Here is a 23814-nt window from a genome sequence, read left to right as displayed (position 1 = left end):
AATCACATCAACCACCAAGGCTCCACACAACTTGCCGGGGCGTCTGGTCGTGAGTCTGACGTCGTACAAAAAGCGGTTCAATACATTGCACCATACACTTGGCCGCTTGCTCAACCAGAGCATGAAAGCAGACAGAATTATTTTGTGGATCGCGGAATCCGAAGGCCAGCTTCTGCCACGAGAAGTTTTGGATCTCCAAGAAAAAGGAATAGAAATAAAATTCTGCGAGGATCTAAAGTCCTACAAAAAAATAATACCGACGATAAAAGCGGAGCCCGAAGCCTTTATCATCACTGCTGACGACGACATCGCGTACCCTGTCCACTGGATCGAAGATCTTGTCAACAATTGGCATGATCACTCTACCATCGTTGCCTGGCGCGCCCATAAGATAACGCTGAATAAAAAAGGCGTCCCTGAGCCGTACGCGAGCTGGGATTGGCAATATACAAGATCAATTCTACCGTCAGAGTTGTTGTTTCCGACATCTGGCGCTGGAGTCCTGTATCCGCCGAATTCTTTTCATCCTGATGTGATCGACGAAAGCACATTTCTTTCCTTATGCCCGCATGCCGACGACGTCTGGCTATATTGGATGGCTAGGATGAATGGCAAGCGTTTTAGAGTCGTAGGCAAGGATTTCGACTTGCGCATTTGGGAAGGAAGCCAGGAAGAGTCCTTGTGGCATGGAAATTTGACCGAAGGAGGTAACGACAAGCAGATTGCCTCCATGATCGAGCACTACGGATTTCCAGCGCTTGATCTCTCACGCGAAACCGATATAAACGGCGTCATTAATTCCATCGCATGTTTTTCTCACAAGGGCAAGCGAGTAGAATTTTCTTTGCCTGACAACAAAGACCACATTCAGAAAATCATCCGTTCCCAGCACACTTTCTACGAACTGGAAATGCTTGACGACATGGCATCTAGAGTACGGCCAGGATCGTGCGTGCTTGATATCGGCGCAAATATTGGGAATCACAGCGTATATCTTGGACTCTACTCTTCGGCAGCGTCCGTAATGTCGTTTGAACCGCAGCCGAACGTATTCAAGACGCTACAGCGAAATATTGACATCAATGGGCTTGACAAAAAAATATCGGCACATCAGGTTGCGCTAGGCCGGGAAAAACGTAACGCCCGCCTCGGAAAGGTCGATCCAAACAATATCGGAATGACAAAAATCGATCTAGATTCAGTTGGTGACATTGATGTATTCACATTAGATGAAATAGTCAGTCAAAGGACTGAGCCTCTAGAAATTTCGCTCATGAAGATTGACGTTGAAGGAATGGAGATTGACGTACTTCAAGGCTCCATCGGAATGATAAATTCCTACCATCCGACAATTTACGCAGAAGCAGGTACCGAATTGGAATTTCAGAACCTGAAAGAATTTCTAGTTCCTCTCGGATACAAAGCGACCCGACGGTTCAATGCTACGGCAACATACCTATTTGAATATAAAGCTTGATAGTTTGATGTGCCAGTAAGGGCCAGTTCTGCTTTTATAGCAAGTCCGTACATTCCCGGTCTAATAGGCCCCAGTACGTCAATGCATCTAGATACCCGCACCTCCCAGAACGTTGGTGCGCGGTTTCTATGGCCAGATCAGCTGGAAACAAGCAATGCCCTCCCGTATGACGGCGAGTAGGGATATTCCTCGCCGACAGGGATAGCAGCCGGAATCCACCGTGGACAGGTGCTGCCGACCCGATTTTCCAGCCCGTCGGCCGATTGGCTAGCTTGCCAGACTGGGCGGCATGAAATGGGGTCCAGAGCAGCACCCTCTTTGCGTTATTTGTATCTATATTTTTCTCAAAATGACCAACACCCCTCCCGACGAGCCTCATGAGTCGCAAGGGAGCACTACGCAGCGGGACCAACAAACTCTGAAAGATAAAGAACAGACTCAGAGGTTGTTAGAGGAAAACCGTGCCCTGCGCGAACTGCTGGCCGCGCGGGTACAGGCCACGCTGCCTCCACATAGACCCAACCTGCTGCGACGCCTCGGCTGGGGGCTGATCTCCGCGCCGGGCGCAGTGTTGGTACGCTGGCGCGAGCTACTGGGCCATGACGAGGCGCGTCCCATCACCGGCAAGCGTTTGGGCTATGCGACGTTGACCGTGCTCTATACGCTGGCGATCTACGGTGCGCTGGTGTTGCTGGTGGTGTCATGGAGTTCGCCCAACACGGCGCGATCCGGCGCCACGGCGGCCGGGCCCCAGCGGGTGCCGCTGACGCCGCTCGAACCCATACCGCCGGAACCTCTGCCGCTCATGGCTACGCCAGAGGCGATATTCGAGCCGGAAACGCATACTGCAACGCCAGCGCAACCGGCAGCAGCGGCGCCGGAGCCGCCGTCATCGATCGCGCCGATACCGGCTGCAGAGCCGCACACCCCTCCCACGCCGGAACCGGTGGAGGACGCGCCGACGGGGCCGCGTTCTACCCTGCGCATCACCGAAATCCCGGCGCAGAATCCTTGGGCCTGGCTTGATGCGCTCAGAGGCGAGCTTGCGCGTTGCGCGCAGTTGGGATTTTTTGAACGTCCGGACTGTGCCTGGGAGGCCCGCAAGCAGTTCTGTGAGCCGCATCAGGCCTGGGGTACGGTGAAGGAATGTCCGAGCCGGCCTTGAATGGGTTATAGGCAGGACCCGCAGCGGCCGTGCACAGCCAAAGGAATCCGTCCCAATCCTCGTCGCGTCGGGGCCGTTGCCTGGTATTTGCCGCCACACTCGAATAGTTTGGATTGAGGATCCGAGCTTCCAGGAGATATGTATGGTGCGCAACACACCCCCTCATGCTACCCACAACGTACCGCCGGACCTCGGTTTCAGAGACGCCAAGGTTCCGTCCGCCGAGGCGGCTCTCGCTCATAGGCTGAACGTCGACATCACGAGCGAAATCATTGATTCGCTCCGTGACGAACTTGCCACGCTTCATGAGGCTGGAGCCATCGACGCGGTAGCAATGCGGCAATTTGTGGCCATCAACAAGCCCCAGCAAGCCAACCCCTGACACCGCTTCAAAAAACAAACGCCGGCCCCCAAATCAGGAACCGGCGCTCGTTATCAGCAACATCGGCGGCGAACCGCCGCCTGCTTACTTCTTCTTCATCGGCGGCAAGTCCGTGCAGACGCCTTCGGCGACTTCGGCGGCCATGCCCACGGATTCGCCCAGGGTGGGGTGCGGGTGGATGGTCTTGGCGATGTCGACGACGTCGGCGCCCATTTCGACGGCCAGGGCCAGTTCGCTGATGAGGTCGCCGGCGTGGGTGCCGACGATGCCGCCGCCCAGGATGCGGTGGGTTTCAGCGTCGAAGATGAGCTTGGTGAAGCCTTCGTCGCGGCCGTTGGCGATGGCGCGGCCGGAGGCGGCCCAGGGGAAGACGCCCTTCTCGATCTTGACGCCCTGCTTCTTGGCTTCGTCTTCGGTCAGGCCGACCCAGGCCACTTCCGGATCGGTGTAGGCCACCGACGGGATGACGCGGGCGTCGAAGAAGGACTTCTGGCCGGCGGCGGCCTCGGCCGCGACGTGGCCTTCGTGCACGGCCTTGTGGGCCAGCATGGGCTGGCCGACGATGTCGCCGATGGCGTAGATGTGCGGCACGTTGGTGCGCATCTGGCGGTCGACTTCGATGAAGCCGCGGTCGGTCACGGCGATGCCGGCCTTGTCGGCGCCGATCTTCTTGCCGTTGGGGCTGCGGCCCACGGCCTGGAGCACCAGGTCGTAGCGCTGCGGCTCCTTGGGCGCGCCCTCGCCTTCGAAGCTGACGTAGATGCCGTCCTTTTTGGCTTCGGCGCCGACGGTCTTGGTCTTCAACATGATGTTGTCGAAGCGGCCGGCGTTCTTCTTCTGCCAGACCTTGACCAGGTCGCGGTCGGCGCCCTGCATCAGGCCGTCGAGCATTTCGACCACGTCCAGGCGCGCGCCCAGCGTGGAGTACACGGTGCCCATTTCCAGGCCGATGATGCCGCCGCCGATGATCAGCATCTTCTTGGGGATTTCACGCAGCAGCAAGGCGCCGGTGGAATCGACGATGCGGTCGTCCTGGGGCAGGAACGGCAGCTTCACCGACTGGCTGCCGGCGGCGATGATGGCCTGCTTGAAGCGCAGGGTCTGAGTCTTGCCGTCGGCGGCCTTGACCGTCAGGTGGTTGGGGTCGGCGAATTCGCCCACGCCGTGCACCACGGTGACCTTGCGGGCCTTGGCCATGCCGGCCAGGCCGCCGGTCAGCTTGGCGACCACGCTGTCCTTGTAGCCGCGCAGCTTGTCCAGGTCGATCTTGGGCTCGCCGAAGCTGATGCCGTGGGCGGCCAGCTCGCGCGCTTCGTCGATGATGGCGGCGTTGTGCAGCAGCGCCTTGGACGGGATGCAGCCCACGTTCAGGCAGACGCCGCCCAGGGTGTCGTAGCGTTCCACCAGGACCACGGACAGGCCCAGGTCGGCGGCGCGGAAGGCGGCGGAGTAGCCGCCGGGGCCGGCGCCCAGCACCAGCATGTCGTATTCGCCGTCGGCCGAGCCCTTGAAGCTGGCCGCGGCGGGCGCGGCGGCAGCCGCAGCAGGCGCCGCCTTGGGCGCTTCGGCGGCCTTGGGGCTTTCCTGCTTCGGAGCTTGCTTGGCGGCCGGCGCGGCGGCGGCGTCGGCGGCCTCCACTTCCAGCACCACCGTGCCTTCGGCGACCTTGTCGCCGACCTTGACGTTGACGGACTTGACCACGCCGCCCTGCGAGGCCGGGATTTCCATCGAGGCCTTGTCGGATTCGACGGTGATCAGGCTTTGCTCGGCCTTGATGGTATCGCCCACGGCGACCAGCACTTCGATGACTTCGACTTCCTTGAAGTCGCCGATGTCCGGCACTTTGATTTGAACGGTATTGCTCATGAGGCTCCCCGTTTACAGCGCGATGCGGCGGAAGTCGGCCAGCAAGGCGCCCAGATAGGCGTTGAAGCGGGCGGCCGCGGCGCCGTCGATGACGCGGTGGTCATAGGACAGCGACAGCGGCACGATCAGGCGCGGCACGAACTGCTTGCCGTCCCAGACCGGCTTGTGCGAGGAGCGCGACACGCCCAGGATGGCCACTTCGGGCGCGTTGATGATGGGCGTGAACGAGGTGCCGCCGATGCCGCCCAAAGACGAGATCGAGAAGCAGCCGCCCTGCATTTCCGCGGGGGAAATCTTGCCTTCGCGGGCCTTCTTGGACAGCTCGGTCATCTCCTGGGCGATCTGCAGGATGCCCTTCTTGTCGGCGTCGCGGATCACCGGTACCACCAGCCCGTTGGGCGTGTCGGCGGCGAAGCCGATGTGGTAGTACTGCTTGAGCACCAGGTTGTCGCCGTCGAGCGAGGCGTTGAACTCGGGGAACTTCTTCAGGGCCGCGACCACGGCCTTGATCAGGAAGGCCAGCATCGTGACCTTGATGCCCGCTTTTTCGTTTTCCTTGTTCAGCGTGACGCGCAGCGCTTCCAGGTCGGTGATGTCCGCTTCGTCGTTGTTGGTGACGTGCGGGATCATGACCCAGTTGCGGTGCAGGTTGGCGCCCGAGATCTTCTTGATGCGCGACAGCGGCTTGGCTTCGATCGGGCCGAACTTGGTGAAGTCGACCTTGGGCCAGGGCAGCAGGCCCAGCGCGGCGCCGTCGGCCGAGCCGCCCGCGGCGGCCGCGGTGGCGCCGGAGGCCAGCGCCTGCTTGACGAAGGCGCGCACGTCGTCGGCGGTGATGCGGTCCTTGGGACCGGTGCCCTTGACCTTGCTGAGATTCACGCCCAGTTCGCGGGCGAACTTGCGCACCGACGGCGAGGCGTGCGGCAGCTGGCCCGGCTTGAGGTTGGCGTCTTCGAGCGCGGCGGTGGGGGCCGGACGCTGGGCGGGAGCCGGGGCGGCGGCCGCCGGCGCGGGCGCGGCTTCAGCCTTGGCGGCAGGCGCCGGCGCGGCTTCGGCCTTGGCGGCCGGGGCGGCGGCGGGCGCAGCGCCCTCCACCACGGCCACGACCGAGCCCTTGGCGACCTTGTCGCCGACCTTGACCTTCACTTCCTTGACCACCCCGCCCTGCGAGGCCGGGATTTCCATCGAGGCCTTGTCGGACTCGACCGTGATCAGGCTTTGCTCGGGCTTGATGGTGTCGCCGACCTGGACCATGACTTCGATGACTTCGACTTCCTTGAAGTCGCCGATGTCGGGCACCTGGATCTCGACCGGGCCGCTGGCGGCGGCCGGCGCGGCGGCTTCGGCCTTGGCCGCGGGCGCGGCGGCGGGCTGGGATTCGGCCTTGGGCGCTTCCTGCTTCGGGGCTTCCTTGGCGGCCGGCGCGGCGGCGCCGTCGGCGGCCTCCACTTCCAGCACCACCGTGCCTTCGGCAACCTTGTCGCCGACCTTGACGTTGATGGACTTCACCACCCCGCCCTGCGAGGCCGGGATCTCCATCGAGGCCTTGTCGGACTCGACGGTGATCAGGCTTTGTTCGGCCTTGATCGTATCGCCCACCGCAACCAGGACCTCGATGACTTCCACTTCCTTGAAGTCGCCGATGTCGGGAACCTTGATTTGCACGATATCGCTCATGTCTTTTTACCCTCAGGCGTATTGCGGGTTGGCTTTGTTCGGGTTGATGCCGTACTTCTTGATGGCTTCGGCCACCTTGGCGACGGGCACCTTGCCTTCATCGGCCAGCGCGCGCAGCGCGGCCAGGACGACGAAGTGGCGATCCACTTCGAAGTGCTCGCGCAGCTTGTAGCGGAAGTCCGAACGGCCGAAACCGTCGGTGCCCAGCACCTTGTATTCGCGGCCCTTGGGGATGAAGGGGCGGATCTGGTCGGCGTACAGCTTCATGTAGTCGGTCGACGCGATGATCGGGCCTTCCGTGCCGGCCAGCTGTTCGGTGACGTAGGCGACCTGCGGCTTCTTGTCCTCGGGGTGCAGCATGTTGTGGCGCTCGGCGTCCAGGCCGTGGCGGCGCAGCTCGGTGAAGCTGGTGACGCTCCAGACGTCGGAGGCCACGCCCCAGTCGGCTTCCAGCAGTTGCTGCGCTTCCAGCACTTCGCGCAGGATCGTGCCCGAGCCCATCAGCTGCACGCGGTTCTTGCCCTTGCCGTGCGACTTCAGCTTGTACATGCCGCGGATGATGCCTTCCTCGTCGCCCTTGGTCAGACCGGGCTGCGGGTAGTTTTCGTTCATCACCGTCAGGTAGTAGTACACGTTCTCCTGGTCTTCCACCATGCGCTTCAAGCCATGCTGGATGATCACGGCCAGTTCGTGGCCGAAGGTCGGGTCGTACGAGACGCAGTTGGGGATGGTCGAGGCCAGGATGTGGCTGTGGCCGTCTTCGTGCTGCAGGCCTTCGCCGTTGAGCGTGGTGCGCCCGGCGGTGCCGCCCAGCAGGAAGCCGCGCGCCTGCATGTCGCCGGCCGCCCAGGCCAGGTCGCCGATGCGCTGGAACCCGAACATCGAGTAGTAGATGAAGAACGGGATCATGATGCGGTTGTTCGAGGAATACGACGTGGCCGCCGCGATCCACGAGCTCATGGCGCCCGCTTCGTTGATGCCTTCCTGTAGGAGCTGGCCGTCGGCCGCTTCCTTGTAGTACATGACCTGGTCCTTGTCGACCGGGGTGTACTTCTGGCCTTCCGGCGCGTAGATGCCGATCTGGCGGAACAGGCCTTCCATGCCGAAGGTGCGCGATTCGTCGGCCAGGATGGGCACGACGCGCGGACCGAGTTCCTTGTCGCGCAGGATCTGGTTCAGGATGCGCACGAAAGCCTGGGTGGTGGAGATTTCGCGGCCTTCCGCGGTGGGCTCCAGCACGGCCTTGAAGGCGTCCAGCGCCGGGGCCTTGAGCTGCTCGTCGGCCTTCTGGCGGCGGTGCGGCAGGTAGCCGCCCAGCGCGGCGCGGCGCTCGTGCAGGTACTTCATTTCGGGGGAATCGTCGGCCGGCTTGAAGTACGGCAGATCGGCCAGCTTGTCATCCGGGATGGGGATGGCGAAGCGGTCGCGGAATTCGCGGATGGAATCCAGCTCCAGCTTCTTCTGCTGGTGGGTCGGGTTCTTGGCCTGGCCGACGTGGCCCATGCCGTAGCCCTTGATGGTCTTGGCCAGGATCACGGTGGGCTGGCCTTCGTGCTTGGTGGCCGCGTCGAAGGCCGCGAACACCTTGTGCGGGTCATGGCCGCCGCGGTTCAGGCGCCAGATGTCCTCGTCGCTCATGCGCGACACGGCTTCCAGCAGCTTGGGGTGCTTGCCGAAGAAGTTCTCGCGCACGAACTTGCCGTCGTTGGCCTTGTACGCCTGGTACTCACCGTCCACGGTGTCTTCCATGATCTGGCGCAGGATGCCTTCCTTGTCGTGGGCCAGCAGCGGGTCCCAGTAGCCGCCCCAGATCAGCTTGATCACGTTCCAGCCCGAACCGCGGAAGTCGCCTTCCAGTTCCTGGATGATCTTGCCATTGCCGCGCACCGGGCCGTCCAGGCGCTGCAGGTTGCAGTTGATCACGAAGATCAGGTTGTCGAGCTTTTCGCGCGCGGCCAGGGCGATGGCGCCCAGCGACTCGGGTTCGTCCATTTCGCCGTCGCCGCAGAACACCCAGACCTTGCGCTTGCTGGTGTCGGCGATGCCGCGGGCGTGCAGGTACTTCAGGAAGCGCGCCTGGTAGATGGCCATCAGCGGGCCCAGGCCCATCGACACCGTCGGGAACTGCCAGAAGTCCGGCATCAGCTTGGGGTGCGGGTACGAGGACAGGCCCTTGCCGTCGACTTCCTGGCGGAAGTGGTTGAGCTGGTCTTCGGTCAGGCGGCCTTCGAGGTAGGCGCGGCCGTACATGCCGGGCGAGGTGTGGCCCTGGAAGTAGACCAGGTCGCCGCCGTGGTTTTCGTCCTCGGCGTGCCAGAAGTGGTTCTGGCCGCAGCCGATCATGGTGGCCAGCGAGGCGAAGGAGGCGATGTGGCCGCCCAGGTCGCCGCCGTCGGGCGGGTTGTGCTTGTTGGCCTTGACCACCATGGCCATGGCGTTCCAGCGCACGTACGAACGGATGCGGGCTTCCAGTTCCAGGTTGCCCGGATGCGCCGGCTCCAGGCCGGGCGGGATGGTGTTGACGTAGGCGGTGTTGGGCGAGAACGGGATGTGGGCGCCGGAACGGCGCGCCTCATCGATCAGGCGTTCGAGCAGGTAGTGGGCGCGCTGCGGTCCTTCGCGGTCGAGGACTGCCGCCAGGGCTTCGAGCCACTCCTGGGTTTCTAGGGTGTCTTCGTCGTTGGCGGCCTGCACGGCGCCAGCCTGGGCGAAAGAGGACATCGTGTGTCTCCTGTTGGGTTCGTTCGTGACCACACCCGCTTCTTGTCTGCTCGCGGACATGCCATGGTAGCCGGGATCATCCGGGCTACCATGTCATGCATGGGTCGGGGTGTACAGAGAGCTGCCAGGGGCCCGGTCAGGGGTTCCCTATCAGCCGGCATTCTAAGAAGGAAGGATAACCGGTCGCAAGGAAAATTTCATGTTGCGGTACGGCATTTCATAATATGGAAAATTGACCGGAAGCTGAACGCCATCTTTTCATCCCTTTGGATATGTCCTCCAAAAGGAGGTGTCGATTCCCGGCAATTCACCGCCAATAGGCACTAAAATGCCCGGTCTATCTGGCCCGAATTCCATGTCCAGCGCGCCCAAGTCCAATATACCCACGCCGTTCCACGACCACGCCCGCACGCGCCGACGCGGGGTGTACTGGGTCACGCCCGCCATGGTGCTGATCCTCTATATCTGCGTGATGGCGGTGTTCTTCTGGTTGCAGCGCATCCACGACGACAGCGTCATGTTCGTGACGATCGACCAGGAAATGCGCCAGCAGCGCCTGATCTGGGTGGTGCTGGCGCTGTCCTGCGTGATCGTCATCAGCCTGCTGATGCTGTGGCGCTATACGCGCTTTCGCTCGTCGGCCGAGGCCGCGCTGATCGCGGAAACGGGTTTTCGCCGGGCCATGGAAAACTCCATGTCCACCGGCATGCGCGTGCTCGACATGGAAGGCCGCATCGCCTATGTCAATCCGGCCTTCTGCCGCATGATCGGCTGGAACGAGGCCGACCTGATCGGCCGCAGCCCGCCCTTCCCCTACTGGGTGCCGGGCCGCCACGAGCAGCACCAGCACACGCTGGACGTGCTGATGTCGGGCAAGACGCCCAGCAGCGGCCTGGAAGTCGAGGCCCAGCGCCGCGACGGCTCTCGCTTCACCGCCCGCATGTACGTCTCGCCGCTGCTCGACCCCAACGGCAACCAGATCGGCTGGATGACCTCCATGACCGACATCACCGAACCCAAGCGCATCCGCGAGGCGCTGACCGCCGCGCATGAACGCTTCATGACGGTGCTGGAAGGCCTGGACGACGCCATCTCGGTCACCGCCGACACCCACGACGGCCTGGAGCTGCTGTTCGCCAACCGCACCTACCGCCGCGTCTTCGGCGCCCAGACCGGCGGCCACGACGAGCTGCTGGCCGGCCGCCGCGGCCGCTTCACCGACGAGTCGGTCGAAGTCTTCGCGCCTTCGGTGCAGCGCTGGTTCGAGGTGCACCACCGCATGCTGGCCTGGACCGACGGGCGCCGCGTGCGCATGCAGGTGGCGCGCGACATCACCGAGCGCCGCGTCCACGAAGAAGCCTCGCGCGTGCAGCAGGAGAAGATCCAGCTCACCAGCCGCCTGACCACCATGGGCGAAATGGCCTCCTCGCTGGCCCACGAACTGAACCAGCCGCTGACCGCCATCGCCAACTACAGCATGGGCGCGGTGGCCCTGGTCAAGGCAGGCCACACCAGCCCCAACATGCTGCTGCCGGCGCTGGAAAAGGCCGCCTCGCAGGCCGAGCGCGCCGGCAAGATCATCAGCCGCATCCGCGAATTCGTGAAGCGCAGCGAGCCGCGCCGCCAGCGCGTGGCCATCGGCCGCATCGTCGACAACGCCATCGGCTTCGCCGAGATCGACGCGCGCAAGCGCCGCATCCGCATCGACAGCTTCGTGCCGTCGAACGCGCCGGACGTGCTGGCCGACCCCATCCTGATCGAGCAGGTGCTGCTGAACCTGCTGAAGAACGGGCTGGAGGCCATGGAAAAGAGCGAATCCGACGAGCTCAAGGTCGCCGTGATCCTGCACGACCAGCATATCGAAGTGGCCGTGGTCGACCGCGGCCACGGCCTGGCCGAGCCCGAGCGCCTGTTCGAACCCTTCTTCAGCACCAAGACCCAGGGCCTGGGCATGGGGCTGAATATCTGCCGTACCATTATCGAATCGCACCACGGCCGCCTGTGGGCAGACCCCAACCCCGCCGGCGGCACCATCTTCCGCTTTACCCTGCCCTGCGCTGCGACCCAGACGCAGGCCCAGAACGATCAGTCCGAGGAGTTGCACGCATGAACACGCCCCCCCTGTCGAGCACGGTATTCATTGTCGACGACGACGAAGCGGTACGCGATTCGCTGCGCTGGCTATTGGAGGCCAATGGCTACCGCGTTCGCGCCTACGCCAGCGGCGAATCGTTCCTGGAAGACTACGACGCCAGCCAGGTCGGCGTGCTGATCGCCGACGTGCGCATGCCCGGCATGAGCGGCCTTGAACTGCAGGAACAGCTGATCGCCCGCAATGCGCCGCTGCCCATCGTCTTCATCACCGGCCACGGCGACGTGCCCATGGCCGTGTCCACCATGAAGAAAGGCGCGGTCGACTTCCTGGAAAAGCCGTTCAACGAATCCGATCTGCGCGAAATCGTGGCGCGCATGCTGGAGCAGGCGACGCAGCGCGTCAGCAAGCACCAGGCCCAGAAGGACCACGAAGCCATGCTGGCGCGCCTGACCGCGCGCGAGCAACAGGTGCTGGAGCGCATCGTCGCCGGCCGCTTGAACAAGCAGATCGCCGACGACCTGGGCATCAGCATCAAGACCGTCGAGGCGCACCGCGCCAACATCATGGAAAAACTTGAAGTGACCACTGTTGCAGATTTGATGAAAGTGGCCTTGGCCAAACCCGAGGCTCATGCATGACAGCCAGGATTATTGACGGCGCCGCCCTGTCGCAGCGCATCCGCGAAGAAGTCGCCCAACGCGTCGCCGCCCTGGCCGCCAAGGGCACCCGCCCCGGCCTGGCCGTGGTGCTGGTGGGCGAAGACCCCGCCTCCCAGGTCTACGTGCGCAACAAGGTCGCCGCCTGCGAAAAGGCCGGCCTGCATTCCGTGAAAGAGCAGTATCCCGCCGACATGACCGAGGCCGAACTGCTGGCCCGCATCGGCGAACTGAACCGCGATCCGTCCATCCACGGCATCCTGGTGCAGCTGCCGCTGCCCAAGCACATGGACTCGCACAAGGTCATCGAGGCCATCGCGGCCGAGAAGGACGTGGACGGCTTCCACATCAGCAACGCCGGCCTGCTCATGACCGGCCAGCCGCTGTTCCGCCCCTGCACGCCCTACGGCGTGATGAAGATGCTGGAATCCGAAGGCGTGGCGCTGCGCGGCGCCGAGGCCGTGATCGTCGGCGCCAGCAACATCGTCGGCAAGCCGATGGCCATGCTGCTGTTGCAGGCCGGCGCCACCATCACCATCTGCAACTCCAAGACGCGCGACCTGGCGGCGCAGACCCGCCGCGCCGACGTGCTGGTGGTCGCCACCGGCAAGCCCGGCATGATCGACGGCTCGATGATCAAGCCCGGCGCCGTCGTCATCGACGTGGGCATCAACCGCGGCGCCGACGGCAAGCTCTGCGGCGACGTGGACTTCGCTTCCGCCAAGGAAGTGGCCGGCGCCATCACGCCCGTGCCGGGCGGCGTGGGCCCCATGACCATCGCGATGCTGCTGGTCAATACCGTCGAGGCGGCGGAACGGGCCGCGGCCTGACGGCCGGCGCGCCGGCGGCCGCCCTGGCCGCGGCGCCTGTCCTGCGATCTGCCCTTGCGTTCGGGCAGATCGCCCTCACCTGATTCTCATGCCCTTGCCGGCGCCCGGGCGCCGTTCACCCCTTTCCCGCCTGTAACACCATGACCCAGAATCCCCTGCTCGCCCCAGTCTCCGACCTCGTCGATTACGCGGCCGTCAAGCCCGCGCACATCGTGCCGGCCGTCGAGCAGCTGCTGGGCATCGCCCGCCAGGCCGTGGACGCGGCCGCCGACCCGCAACTGGCGCCGACCTGGGAAGCCGTGGTCGAGCCGCTGGACACCGCCTCGGAACGCCTGTGGCGCGCCTGGTCGGTGGCCGGCCACCTGAACGCCGTGGTCAATACGCCGGAGCTGCGCGAGGCCTACAACGCCGCCCTGCCCCTGGTCACCGAATTCTCCACCTGGGTCGGCCTGCACGAAGGCCTGTACAAGCAATACCAGCGCCTGGCCGCCGCCCCCGATTTCGCGTCCTGGACGCCGGTGCGCCGCCGCATCGTCGACATGGCGCTGCGCGACTTCCGCCTCAGCGGCGTGGAGCTGCAGGGCGCCGACCGGGAACGCTACGCCGCCATTTCCGACCGCGAGGCCCAGGCTTCGCAGAAGTTCTCCGAGAACGTGCTGGACGCGATCGACGCCTGGTCGCTGCTGGTCGAGGATGAATCGCGCCTGGCCGGCATCCCCGCCGACGTGCGAGCCGCGGCCCGCGCCGCCGCCGAGGAAGACGGCAAGCCGGGCTGGAAGCTGACGCTGAAAATGCCCTGCTACCTGCCCGTGATGCAGTACGCGCAGGACCGCTCGCTGCGCGAGGCGCTGTACCGCGGCTACGGCACGGTGGCCTCCGAACAGGGCGACGCGCGCTACGACAATTCCCCGCTGATCGAAGAACTGCTGGCGCTGCGCGCCGAAGAGTCCGGCCTGCTGGGCCTGGGCACGTTCGCGGCGCTGCGCCTGCAGACCCGCATGGCGCGTGACGCGCGCGAAGTCACCGTGTTCCTGCGCGACCTGGCCGCGCGCGCCAAGCCGTTCGCCGAACGCGACCTGGCCGAACTCAAGGCCTACGCCAGCGCCGAACTGGGCCTGGACGAACTGCAGCCCTGGGACGTGCCCTTTGCCTCGGAACGCCTGCGCGAGTCGCGCTACGCCTATTCCGAGGACGAGGTGAAGCAGTATTTCACCGAACCGCGCGTGCTGGCCGGCCTGTTCGAGGTCATCGAGACGCTTTTCGACGTGCGCCTGCAGGAAACCCCGGTCTCGTCCTGGCATGCCGACGTGCGCGGCGTGCGCGTGGAAAGCCCGGACGGCAAGCTCATCGGCCATCTGTACCTGGACCTGTACGCGCGCGCCGGCAAGCAAAGCGGCGCCTGGGTCGACAGCGAGCGCACCCGCCGGGTCGTGGCCGGCCGCCTGCAGACGCCCATCGCCTACCTGACCTGCAATTTCTCGCGCCCCAACGGCGACAAGGCCGCGGTCCTGACCCACGACGACGTCATCACGCTGTTCCATGAAACCGGCCACGCGCTGCATGCCCTGCTGTCCGAGGTCGACGAGCCGGGCGCGGCCGCTTTCGCCAGCGTGGAATGGGACGCCATCGAACTGCCTTCGCAGTTCATGGAGAACTTCTGCTGGGAATGGGCCGTGGTGCAGAAGCTGTCTGCCCACGTCGACACCGGCGAGCCGCTGCCGCGCGCGCTCTACGACCGCCTGGTCGCCGCCCGCAACTACCAGAGCGGCATGCAGACGGTGCGCCAGATCGAGTTCGCTCTGTTCGACATGCTGATGCACGACCGCGCCACCGGCGCCTCGATCGCCGAGGTGATGGATCTGCTGCAGGAAGTGCGCAAGGAAGTGGCGGTGCTGTTCCCGCCGGCCTGGCACCGATTCCCGCATGCCTTCTCGCACCTGTTCGCCGGCGGCTACGGCGCCGGCTACTACAGCTACAAGTGGGCCGAGGTGCTGTCGGCCGACGCCTACGAGGCCTTCGAGGAAGCCGCCGCCCTGCAGGCCGGCAACGCGCTGGGCACGCTGGACCCCGCCACCGGCGCGCGCTTCCGGCGCGAGGTGCTGGCCGTGGGCGGCTCGCGCCCGGCGGCGGAATCCTTCGCCGCCTTCCGCGGACGCGCCCCGCGCATCGACGCGCTGCTGCGCCACAGCGGCATGACGCCGGCCTGATCCCACGACGCCACGACGCCTGACGGCCCGCCGCGCGCGGGCCGTTTGTATTTTGCGGTCACGGCTTGCGGGTAGAATCCAGAGGTTTACCCTGCAACCGGCCTTTGGACTCATGCGACACCTCATTTCCGGCCGCGCCTGGCGTGGCCTGCTGCTGGCTTTCTGCGTATTCCTTGCCGCCTGCGGCGAAAGAAACGTCGACTGGACCCTCTACAACGTCAAGGGCCACCTGCCCGACCTGAAATTCTCGCTGTCCGGCGCGGGCGGCAAAACGGTCAGCAGCGACGACCTCAAGGGCAAGACCGTGCTGCTGTTTTTCGGCTACGCCAGCTGCCCCGACATCTGCCCCACCACCATGGCGCAACTGACGGCCGTGCTGCAGAACCTGGGCGACGAGGCCAAGGACGTGCGCATCCTGTTCGTCAGCGTGGACCCGCACCGCGACACGCCCGACATCCTGCAGGCCTACGTCAACGCCTTCAACAGCAACGCCATCGGCGTGACCGGCGACGAAAAGCAGATCGCCGACCTGGCGCGCCGCTACCGCGTGGCCTACCAGATCGAAAAGCCGCGCCCGGGCGACGACGCCGACATGTACGAGGTCACCCACAGCCGCGGCGTGTACATCTTCGACAAGGACGGCAAGGCCCGCCTGCTGGCCTCGGACACCGACAGCGTCGAGGCGCTGACCAAGGATGTGCGCCAGCTGATCGAGCTGACTTCCTGAGCCGGCGCGCGCCGCATACTTGTTGTTACAGCCGGCGCGACCCGGGCATGGGTATCATCTGTGCACACTGCCCCCTTTTACTCTAGTAAGGAGTACGCGCATGAGCATCATCATCATGATCATCGTCGGGTTCATCGTGGGCCTGATCGCCCGCGCCATCATGCCCGGAGACCAGAACATGGGGATCATCATGACCACGATTCTGGGTATCATCGGCGCCGTCGTCGCCGGCTTCCTCGGGCAATCGCTGGGCTGGTACGCCCCCGGCGAACCGGCCGGCTGGATCGGATCGGTCGTCGGCGCGATCATCGTGCTGTTCGTGGTGGGCCTGATCGCCAAGAAACGGGCTTGACGGTATGAATGGATGAAAAACGGGGCTGGTCTTTCGACCAGCCCCGTTTTTTTTGTAGAGGGTGTTGCCGGCTGGCGCCGGCTGATGGGTTTCGCGCGGTGGATGTCCGGGTTCTTGCTTAGCAGGTCTCGCGCTGCACCCATCCTACGCAGGTAGCGCCGCCAATCGTAGGATGGGTGCAGCGCGGCACCCTGCAGCCAAACCCCCCGGACTCGATCGCGCGAAACCCATCAGGACCCCGCCTGCGCGCTCGCGGTGCGTTCCGTCCAGCCCCCGCCCAGCACCTTGTACAAGGTGACCAGGTTGGACAGGCGGGCCCGCCGGGTCTCCACCAGCGCCTGCTGCGCGCTGTAGAGCGAGCGCTGCGAGTCCAGCACGCTCAGGTAGTCGTCGATGCCCTGGCGGAAGCGCTGGTCGGACGCGTCATAGGCGCGCTGGTTGGCGGCCACCAGCAGGCGCTGGGCCTCGATCTGCTCGTCCAGCGTGCCGCGCCCGGCCAGGGCGTCGGCCACTTCGCGAAAGCCGGTCTGGATGGCTTTCTCGTATTGCGCGACCTGGATGTTCTTCTGCACCTTGGCCAGGTCCAGGCCAGCCAGCAGCGAGCCGCCGGCGAAGATCGGCATCGTGATCTGGGGCACGAAGCTCCAGGCGCCCGAGCCGCCTTCGAACAGGCCGCCAAGGCTGGCGCTGGCGGTGCCGGCCGAGCCGGTCAGGCTGATGGTCGGGAAGAACGCCGCGCGGGCCGCGCCGATGTTGGCGTTGGCGCCCTTCAACTGGTGCTCGGCGGCGCGGATGTCCGGACGCCGCACCAGCAGGTCCGAGGGCAGCCCGGCCGGCAGCGTGGTCGGCAGCATGCCGTCGTCCAGCCGCTGGGCCTGGTCGAGCGCCGCGGTGATTTCGGGCGACAGCGGCTGGCCCACCAGCAGCACCAGCGCGTTGCGGTCCTGCGCGGCCTGCCGCGTGTACTGCGACAGGTTGCGCTGGGCGGTGCGCAGCGAGGTTTCGGCCTGGCTCAGGTCCAGCGCCGTGGACAGGCCCTGGTCGTAGCTCTGCTGGGTGAGCTTGAAGGAATCCTCCTGGCTCTTGAGGGTGTCGCGGGTCAACGCCAGCAGTTCCTGGTCGGCGCGCAGCGTCAGGTAGGCGTTGGCCACCTCGGCGATTAGCGTGAGCTGCGCCGCCGTGCGCGTTTCGTCCAGCGCCAGATAGGTCTCCAGCGCCTGGTCGCTCAGGCTGCGGATGCGGCCGAACAGGTCCAGCTCCCAGGCCGACATCGCGGCGCCCACCTGGTAGCTGTGGCTGGTGGTGGCGCGTCCGCTGGGCGACAGGTCGGCCGGCGTGCGCTGGGCGCTCTCCTGCCCGGCGATGCCGACGCTGGGCATCAGGTCGGCGCGCTGGATGCGGTACTGCGCGCGCGCGGCCTCGACGTTCAGGGCCGCCACCCGCAGGTCGCGGTTATTGGCCAGCGACTGCTCGATCAGCTGCTGCAGCAGCGGGTCTTCGAAGAAGTCGCGCCACCCGATATCGGCCGTGGCCAGGCCGCCCGCGTCGGCCGGCTGGGCCAAGTCGTAGGCCGCGCCGGTGGGATAGGCCGACTCGACCGGCGCCTCCGGCCGTTCGTAGGTCGGGGCCAGTGAGCAGCCCGCCAGGGCCGCCGCCAGGGATACAGACAGCAAGGTTCTCATCGGGTATTTCATTGCGATTGTCCTTCCGTGGCGCTGGCGTCGTGCTCGTCGACGTTTTCGCTCATGCGCTTGACCTTGAACACGCGCAGCATGACCACGAAGAAGGCCGGAACAAAGAAGATGGCCAGGAAGGTGCCGGTCAGCATGCCGCCGATCACGCCCGTGCCGATGGCGTTCTGGCTGCCCGAGCCGGCGCCGGTGGAGATCGCCAGCGGGGTCACGCCCAGGATGAACGCCATGGACGTCATCAGGATGGGACGCAGGCGCTGGCGGGCGGCGTGGATGGCCGATTCCGTCAGGCTGGCGCCGGCTTCGTAGTGCTCCTTGGCGAACTCCACGATCAGGATGGCGTTCTTGGCCGCCAGGCCGATGGTGGTGAGCAGGCCCACCTGGAAGTACACGTCGTTGGACAGGCCGCGCATCATGGTCGCCAGCAACGCCCCGATAATGCCCAGCGGCACCACCAGCATCACCGCCGACGGGATGGTNTGAGCAGGCCCACCTGGAAGTACACGTCGTTGGACAGGCCGCGCATCATGGTCGCCAGCAACGCCCCGATAATGCCCAGCGGCACCACCAGCATCACCGCCGACGGGATGGTCCAGCTTTCATACAGCGCCGCCAGGCACAGGAACACCACGATCAGCGAAATCGCGTAGAGCGCGGGCGCCTGGGCGCCGGACAGGCGTTCTTCGAACGACAGGCCGGTCCACTCGAAGCCCACGCCCACCGGCAGCTTGGCCGCCAGCCGCTCCATTTCCTCCATCGCCGCGCCCGAGCTGTAGCCCGGCGCCGCCTGGCCCTGGATGTTGTACGACGGCACGCCGTTGTAGCGGTTCAGCTTCTGCGGGCCGAAGCTCCAGGTGGCCTTGGAGAAGGCCGAGAACGGCACCATGTCGCCGGCCTTGTTGCGCACGTACCACTTGTCCAGGTCTTCCGGCAGCATGCGCGAGGAAGCCTCGCCCTGCGCGAACACCTTCTTCACGCGGCCGCGGTCGATGAAGTCGTTGACGTACGACGAGCCCCAGGCGGTGGCCAGCGTGGCGTTGATGTCCGACACCGCCACGCCCAGCGCGCGCGCCTTTTCGCGATCGATGTCGAGCTGGTATTGCGGCGCGTCCTCGATACCGTTGGGACGCACGCCGCGCAGCACCGGGCTCTTGGCCGCTTCGCCCAGCAGCTGGTTGCGCGCGGCCAGCAGCTTCTCGTGGCCCACGCCGGCGCGGTCCATCAGCTGGAAGTCGAAGCCGGTGACGTTGCCCAGCTCCATCACGGCGGGCGGCGGCACCACGAACAGCTGCGCGCGGCGCTCGGTCTTGGCGAAGTGCGCATTGGCGCGCGCCGCCACGGCGCCGGCCTTCAAGCTGGCGTCGCCGCGCTCTTCCCAGTCGCGCAGCTTGATGAACAGCATGGAGGCGTTCTGGCCGCGGCCGCCGAAGTTGAAGCCGTTGACCGCGAACACCGACACCACGGCGTCCTTCTCTTCGTTCAGCAGATAGGCGGTGGCGTCGTCGATGACGGCCTGGGTCGCCTGCGCCGTCGAGCCGGCCGGGGCCTGGATCTGGGCGAACAGAATGCCCTGGTCCTCGTCCGGCAGGAAGGCGGTGGGAATGCGCGTGAACATCCAGCCCATGGCGATCACCAGCGCCAGGTAGATCAGCATCAGGCGCTTGCTGCGGTTCAGGCCGCGCGCCACCGTGTTGGCGTAGCCGTTGCTGCTGCGGTCGAAACTGCGGTTGAACCAGCCGAAAAAGCCCTTCTTTGAACCGTGATGGCCCTTGGGAATCGGCTTGAGCAGCGTGGCGCACAGCGCCGGCGTGAACACGATGGCCACGATCACCGACAGCACCATGGACGACACGATGGTGATGGAGAACTGGCGATAGATCACGCCCGTGGAGCCGCCGAAGAACGCCATGGGAATGAACACGGCGGCCAGCACCATGGCGATGCCGATCAGCGCGCCGGTGATCTGCGACATGGACTTGCGCGTCGCCTGCTTGGGCGACAGCCCTTCTTCGGCCATCACCCGCTCGACGTTCTCGACCACCACGATGGCGTCGTCGACCAGCAGGCCGATGGCCAGCACCATGCCGAACATGGTCAGCGTATTGATGGAATAGCCGAACGCCGCCAGCACCGCGAACGTGCCCAGCAGCACCACCGGCACGGCCAGCGTGGGGATGATGGTCGCGCGGAAGTTCTGCAGGAACAGGTACATCACCAGGAACACCAGGATGATGGCCTCGATCAGCGTCTTGAACACTTCATGGATCGACAGGCTGACGAACGGCGTCGTGTCATACGGATAGACGACGTCCATGCCCGGCGGGAAGTAAGGCTTCAGGCTGTTGATGGTGTCGCGCACCGCCTGCGCCGTGTCCAGCGCGTTGGCGCCCGGCGCCAGCTTGACGGCCAGGCCCGAGGCCGGCTTGCCGTTGTAGTAGCTGTCGATGGCGTAGGTCTGCCCGCCCAGCTCGATGCTGGCGACGTCGCCCAGGCGCACTTGCGAGCCGTCGGTGTTGACCTTGAGCAGAATGCGCTCGAAGTCTTCCGGTTTCTCCAGGCGCGACGGGCCGATGATGGTGGCGTTGAGCTGCTGGCCGCGCACCGACGGCAGGCCGCCCAGCTGGCCGGACGACACCTGTACGTTCTGCTCCTTGATGGCGTTGACCACGTCGACCGTGGTCAGGCCGAAGTTCACCAGCTTGGCCGGGTCCAGCCAGATGCGCATCGCGTACTGCGAACCGAACAGCTGGAAGTCGCCCACGCCCTGCGTGCGGCTGATGGGGTCCTGGACGTAGGACGCGACGTAGTCGGCCAGGTCGTCCTTGGTCATCGAGCCGTCGGTGGACACGAAGCCGGCCACCATCAGGAAGTTCTTGGTGGCCTTGGTGACGCGGATGCCCTGCTGCTGCACTTCCTGCGGCAGCAGCGGCTGCGCCAGCGACAGCTTGTTCTGCACCTGCACCTGCGCGGTGTCGGGGTTGGTTCCCTGCGCGAAGGTCAGCGTGATGGACATGCTGCCGTCGGAATTGCTTTCCGAGGAGATGTATTGCAGGCCGTCCAGGCCGTTCATCTGCTGCTCGATCACCTGGACCACGGTGTCCTGCACGGTCTGCGCCGAGGCGCCCGGGTAGGTCACCGCGATGCCGATGGCCGGCGGCGCGATGTTGGGGTACTGGGCGACCGGCAGCCCCAGGATGGACAGCGCACCGGCCATCATCAGCACGATTGCTATCACCCAGGCGAATACCGGCCTATCTATGAAAAACTTTGCCATGCGAGCTCCCTGACTACTGCTTCGCCGCGGCGGCCGCCTGCGGCTGCCCCGCTTGCGGCGCCTTGGCGCTGGCCTCGGTGGCGATCACTTCCACGCCCGGGCGCACCATCTGCACGCCTTCGACGATGACCTTGTCGCCGGCGGCCAGGCCTTCGGTGACCAGCCACTTGTCGCCGATGGCGCGGTCGGTCTTGAGTTCACGCAGTTCGACCTGGTTCTTGGCGTTGACCACCAGCGCCGTCGGAACGCCGCGCTGGTTGCGGGTCACGCCGCGCTGCGGCACCAGCAGACCGTCGGCGGCGACGCCGTCGGCCAGGCGGGCGCGCACGAACATGCCCGGCAGCAGGCGGCGGTCCGGGTTAGGGAACACCGCGCGCAGCGTGACCGAGCCGGTGCCCGGATCGACCGTGACTTCGGAGAATTGCAGCTTGCCCTGCTGCGCGTATTGCGAACCGTCTTCCAGCGTGAGCGTCACCAGCGCGGCCTGTTCGCCGTCGGCCTTCTTCAGCTCGCCGCTGGCCAGCGCGTTCTGCAGGCGCAGCAGCTGCACGGTGGACTGCGTCACATCGACGTAGATCGGATCGATCTGCTGCACCGTGGCCAGCGCCCCGGTCTGGTTGGCCGTGACCAGCGCGCCCTCGGTCACCGTGGAGCGCCCGATGATGCCGTCGATGGGCGACAGCACCTTGGTGTAGACCAGGTTGATGCGCGCCGTGTCCAGCGCGGCGCGCGCCGACAGCACGTCGGCGGCCGCCTGGTCGCGCGCGGCGACGGCGTTGTCGTAGGTCTGCTGGCTGACCGCGCGCGTGGCCACCAGCGGCTTGTAGCGCTCGGCCAGCAGCGCGGCCGTCTTCTGCTGCGCCTGGGCGCGCGCCAGCGCGGCGCGCTGGCTGTCCAGGCTGGCCTGGTACAGCGCGGGATCGATCTGGTAGAGCTGCTGCCCGGCCTTGACCTCGCCGCCCTCGGTGAAGAGGCGCTTCTGGACGATGCCATTGACCTGGGGCCGGACCTCGGCCACCCGGAAGGGCGAAGTCCGGCCCGGCAGTTCGGTGGTCAGGGAAACCGGTTGGGTGGCCAGGGTCACCACGGTCACCTGTGGCTTGCCTGCCTGGGGGGCCTCTTGCTGCTTGCCGCAGGCCGCCAGTGTAAGTGCCGATGCCGTCAGCGTGGCGATCGCCGCGCCGCGCCACATAGCGCTGTTCTTATTCATAGATTGCATTCCCGATTTNACACCGTGCGCCCATCGCCTTCAGGCCACACCACGCGATCCACCCGATAGCCGTCCCAGCCACCCAGGGACTCCAACAGCTTGCGATCCAGCATCGTCCGATCCTCCTGAACACCAGAAACTGGCCTCAAGAGTACGAAATCTGGCCAAATCGCTCCACGCTATTCTGCGATGAACCAAAAAATTACCCATGCCGCACCCGCTGCGCGGGCCCTGCGGCCCGTAGGCGTCGCCTGCCGGGCGGGCCCCGGAAGAAAACGCGTCCCCGGGACCGCTGTCGCGCGGTCCGCGTGGATTGGCCGGATGGATTTGCCTAGAACACGCAGGCTGGGCTTTGTCGCATTGCTGCATTGCAGAACTCGCATTCTGCGTTATCCCGCCCGAGAAACAAAGAGTCATCTAGAGAAAACTTCATTCCATATATGGGACAATTTCCAAGCCCTTGATATGACAGAATTCCGCCATGAAACGCTTGCAAGGCATGGAACTTTTCGTCGAAGTCGCGAAAACCCGCAGCTTCAGCCGCGCCGCGGCCACCCTCGGGGTGCCCAAATCGACGCTTTCGCGCCAGGTCGCCGACCTGGAGCGCTCGGTCGGGCTGCGGCTGCTGAGCCGCACCACCCGCAAGGTCGAGCTGACCGACGCCGGCCGCCTGTACTTCGAACGCTGCCAGCGCATCGTGGCCGAGGCGCAGATCGCCCACGAGGAACTGCAGAACCTGGTGGACACGCCGGCCGGGCCGCTGCGGGTCAACATGCCCGCGGATTTCGGCACGGACTTCCTGGCTGAATCGTTCATGGAGTTTTCCCGCCGCTACCCCGACGTCACGTTTTTCCTGGACCTGGCCAATCCGGATCACGCTTCGCGCGTGTTCCAGACCTGCGATGTTTCCATCGAGATCGGCGAACTGCCCGACTCGACGCAGATCGCGAGGCTGCTGGGCATGCTGCCCGCCTACCTGTACGCCTCGCGCGAATACCTGGAGAAGCACGGAGAACCCCGGCACCCCAGCGACCTGACCCGCCACGAGTGCATCGAGTTCCGCGCCGAAGGCGCAGGACGGGTGACCCGCTGGCCGCTGACCGACGGCATTCAGCACATCGAATTCACGCCGGGCAACCGCTTTTCCGTCAACGGCATGGCCATGGCGCGGCGCCTGGCCATGCTGGGGGCCGGCATCGCGGTGCTGGTGGGTGGCCAACTGGCCGAACAGCAGTCGGGCCAGTTGCAGCGTGTGCTGCCGGACTGGCAACTGGGGCCGTTTCCGGTGTATGCGGTGACCGAGACCCGGCTTCTGCCCGCCAAGACCCGGATCTTCATCGAATTCCTGATGGAGCGCCTGGGAAGCAGCGGGCAGGCGAAGGATACTCCCGGTTTGATGACATAAGCCTGTGCCGGAAACAGACTGAAAAAACTGGCGGGTCCCGACTACAGATGTCGGCGCACACGACCAATCGGGCCGCGCC

General features: G+C 65.2%; 15 protein-coding genes and 2 pseudogenes. 10 read left to right on the top strand and 7 right to left on the bottom strand.

The features are described from left to right. The first annotated feature begins 49 nt into the window (after nt 1-49). The 3 genes from C1I89_RS00550 to C1I89_RS00540 all read left to right on the top strand — a co-directional run bounded on the left by C1I89_RS00550 (nt 50) and on the right by C1I89_RS00540 (nt 3024). The gene (locus C1I89_RS00550) at nt 50-1477 is read left to right on the top strand and encodes an FkbM family methyltransferase (protein ID WP_146196856.1); all 1428 of its coding nucleotides are present in this window, start codon (nt 50-52) and stop codon (nt 1475-1477) included. A gap of 289 nt (nt 1478-1766) precedes the next feature. Then, complete coding sequence (locus C1I89_RS00545) at nt 1767-2642, top strand: hypothetical protein (protein ID WP_258231296.1); 876 nt, start codon at nt 1767-1769, stop codon at nt 2640-2642. 142 nt (nt 2643-2784) lie between these two features. Then, a complete protein-coding gene (locus C1I89_RS00540; RefSeq protein WP_102770878.1) occupies nt 2785-3024 on the top strand; it encodes a hypothetical protein in 240 nt (79 codons plus the stop codon). A gap of 84 nt (nt 3025-3108) precedes the next feature. Here the strand turns inward: C1I89_RS00540 and lpdA are convergent, their stop codons facing one another. Genes lpdA through aceE form a run of 3 tightly spaced genes read right to left on the bottom strand, consistent with a single transcriptional unit; the run spans nt 3109 to nt 9288 of the window. Next, nucleotides 3109-4890 (bottom strand): dihydrolipoyl dehydrogenase, encoded by a 1782-nt coding sequence (gene lpdA, locus C1I89_RS00535; protein WP_102770877.1) that lies wholly within the window; start codon nt 4888-4890, stop codon nt 3109-3111. A 12-nt stretch (nt 4891-4902) separates the two neighbouring features. Then, the gene (gene aceF / locus C1I89_RS00530) at nt 4903-6567 is read right to left on the bottom strand and encodes a dihydrolipoyllysine-residue acetyltransferase (protein ID WP_102770876.1); all 1665 of its coding nucleotides are present in this window, start codon (nt 6565-6567) and stop codon (nt 4903-4905) included. Between the two features lie 12 nt (nt 6568-6579). Then, entirely contained in the window at nt 6580-9288 is a 2709-nt protein-coding gene (gene aceE, locus C1I89_RS00525) for a pyruvate dehydrogenase (acetyl-transferring), homodimeric type (protein ID WP_102770875.1), read from the bottom strand. Between the two features lie 355 nt (nt 9289-9643). Between aceE and C1I89_RS00520 the strand changes: the two genes are divergently transcribed. The 6 genes from C1I89_RS00520 to C1I89_RS00495 all read left to right on the top strand — a co-directional run bounded on the left by C1I89_RS00520 (nt 9644) and on the right by C1I89_RS00495 (nt 16155). Further along, nucleotides 9644-11398, top strand: coding sequence for a PAS domain-containing sensor histidine kinase (locus C1I89_RS00520; protein WP_043545732.1), 1755 nt, complete (start codon nt 9644-9646; stop codon nt 11396-11398). Further along, nucleotides 11395-12021 (top strand): response regulator transcription factor, encoded by a 627-nt coding sequence (locus tag C1I89_RS00515; RefSeq protein ID WP_102770874.1) that lies wholly within the window; start codon nt 11395-11397, stop codon nt 12019-12021. Before C1I89_RS00520 ends, C1I89_RS00515 begins: the two co-directional genes overlap by 4 nt. Next, nucleotides 12018-12869: a bifunctional methylenetetrahydrofolate dehydrogenase/methenyltetrahydrofolate cyclohydrolase FolD gene (folD, locus tag C1I89_RS00510; protein ID WP_102770873.1), complete on the top strand. Its 852-nt coding sequence runs from the start codon at nt 12018-12020 to the stop codon at nt 12867-12869. Before C1I89_RS00515 ends, folD begins: the two co-directional genes overlap by 4 nt. A gap of 140 nt (nt 12870-13009) precedes the next feature. Then, on the top strand, nt 13010-15076 hold the full coding sequence (locus C1I89_RS00505; RefSeq protein WP_102770872.1) for a M3 family metallopeptidase: 2067 nt from the start codon (nt 13010-13012) through the stop codon (nt 15074-15076). A gap of 112 nt (nt 15077-15188) precedes the next feature. Then, the gene (locus C1I89_RS00500) at nt 15189-15803 is read left to right on the top strand and encodes an SCO family protein (RefSeq protein WP_102770871.1); all 615 of its coding nucleotides are present in this window, start codon (nt 15189-15191) and stop codon (nt 15801-15803) included. A gap of 100 nt (nt 15804-15903) precedes the next feature. Next, nucleotides 15904-16155: a GlsB/YeaQ/YmgE family stress response membrane protein gene (locus C1I89_RS00495; protein WP_102770870.1), complete on the top strand. Its 252-nt coding sequence runs from the start codon at nt 15904-15906 to the stop codon at nt 16153-16155. Nucleotides 16156-16385: 230 nt separating this feature from the next. Here the strand turns inward: C1I89_RS00495 and adeC are convergent, their stop codons facing one another. The 4 genes and pseudogenes from adeC to C1I89_RS00475 all read right to left on the bottom strand — a co-directional run bounded on the left by adeC (nt 16386) and on the right by C1I89_RS00475 (nt 22330). After that, complete coding sequence (gene adeC, locus C1I89_RS00490; RefSeq protein ID WP_102770869.1) at nt 16386-17849, bottom strand: AdeC/AdeK/OprM family multidrug efflux complex outer membrane factor; 1464 nt, start codon at nt 17847-17849, stop codon at nt 16386-16388. After that, nucleotides 17846-18325: pseudogene (locus C1I89_RS00485) on the bottom strand (efflux RND transporter permease subunit); the annotation flags it as partial. The pseudogene C1I89_RS00485 and the gene adeC, both read right to left, overlap by 4 nt. A 14-nt stretch (nt 18326-18339) precedes the next feature. Beyond that, a pseudogene (locus tag C1I89_RS00480) lies at nt 18340-21120 on the bottom strand (efflux RND transporter permease subunit); the annotation flags it as partial. Nucleotides 21121-21133: 13 nt separating this feature from the next. Next, the gene (locus tag C1I89_RS00475; RefSeq protein ID WP_102770868.1) at nt 21134-22330 is read right to left on the bottom strand and encodes an efflux RND transporter periplasmic adaptor subunit; all 1197 of its coding nucleotides are present in this window, start codon (nt 22328-22330) and stop codon (nt 21134-21136) included. Nucleotides 22331-22829: 499 nt separating this feature from the next. Between C1I89_RS00475 and C1I89_RS00470 the strand changes: the two genes are divergently transcribed. Beyond that, nucleotides 22830-23735, top strand: coding sequence for a LysR family transcriptional regulator (locus C1I89_RS00470; RefSeq protein ID WP_102770867.1), 906 nt, complete (start codon nt 22830-22832; stop codon nt 23733-23735). Nucleotides 23736-23814 lie beyond the last annotated feature (79 nt).

The organism is Achromobacter pulmonis, from assembly GCF_002885955.2.
GTDB lineage: Bacteria > Pseudomonadota > Gammaproteobacteria > Burkholderiales > Burkholderiaceae_B > Achromobacter > Achromobacter pulmonis_A.
The sequence above is the reverse complement of the archived record's forward strand: the minus strand, read 5'-3'. Positions and strand labels throughout refer to the sequence as shown.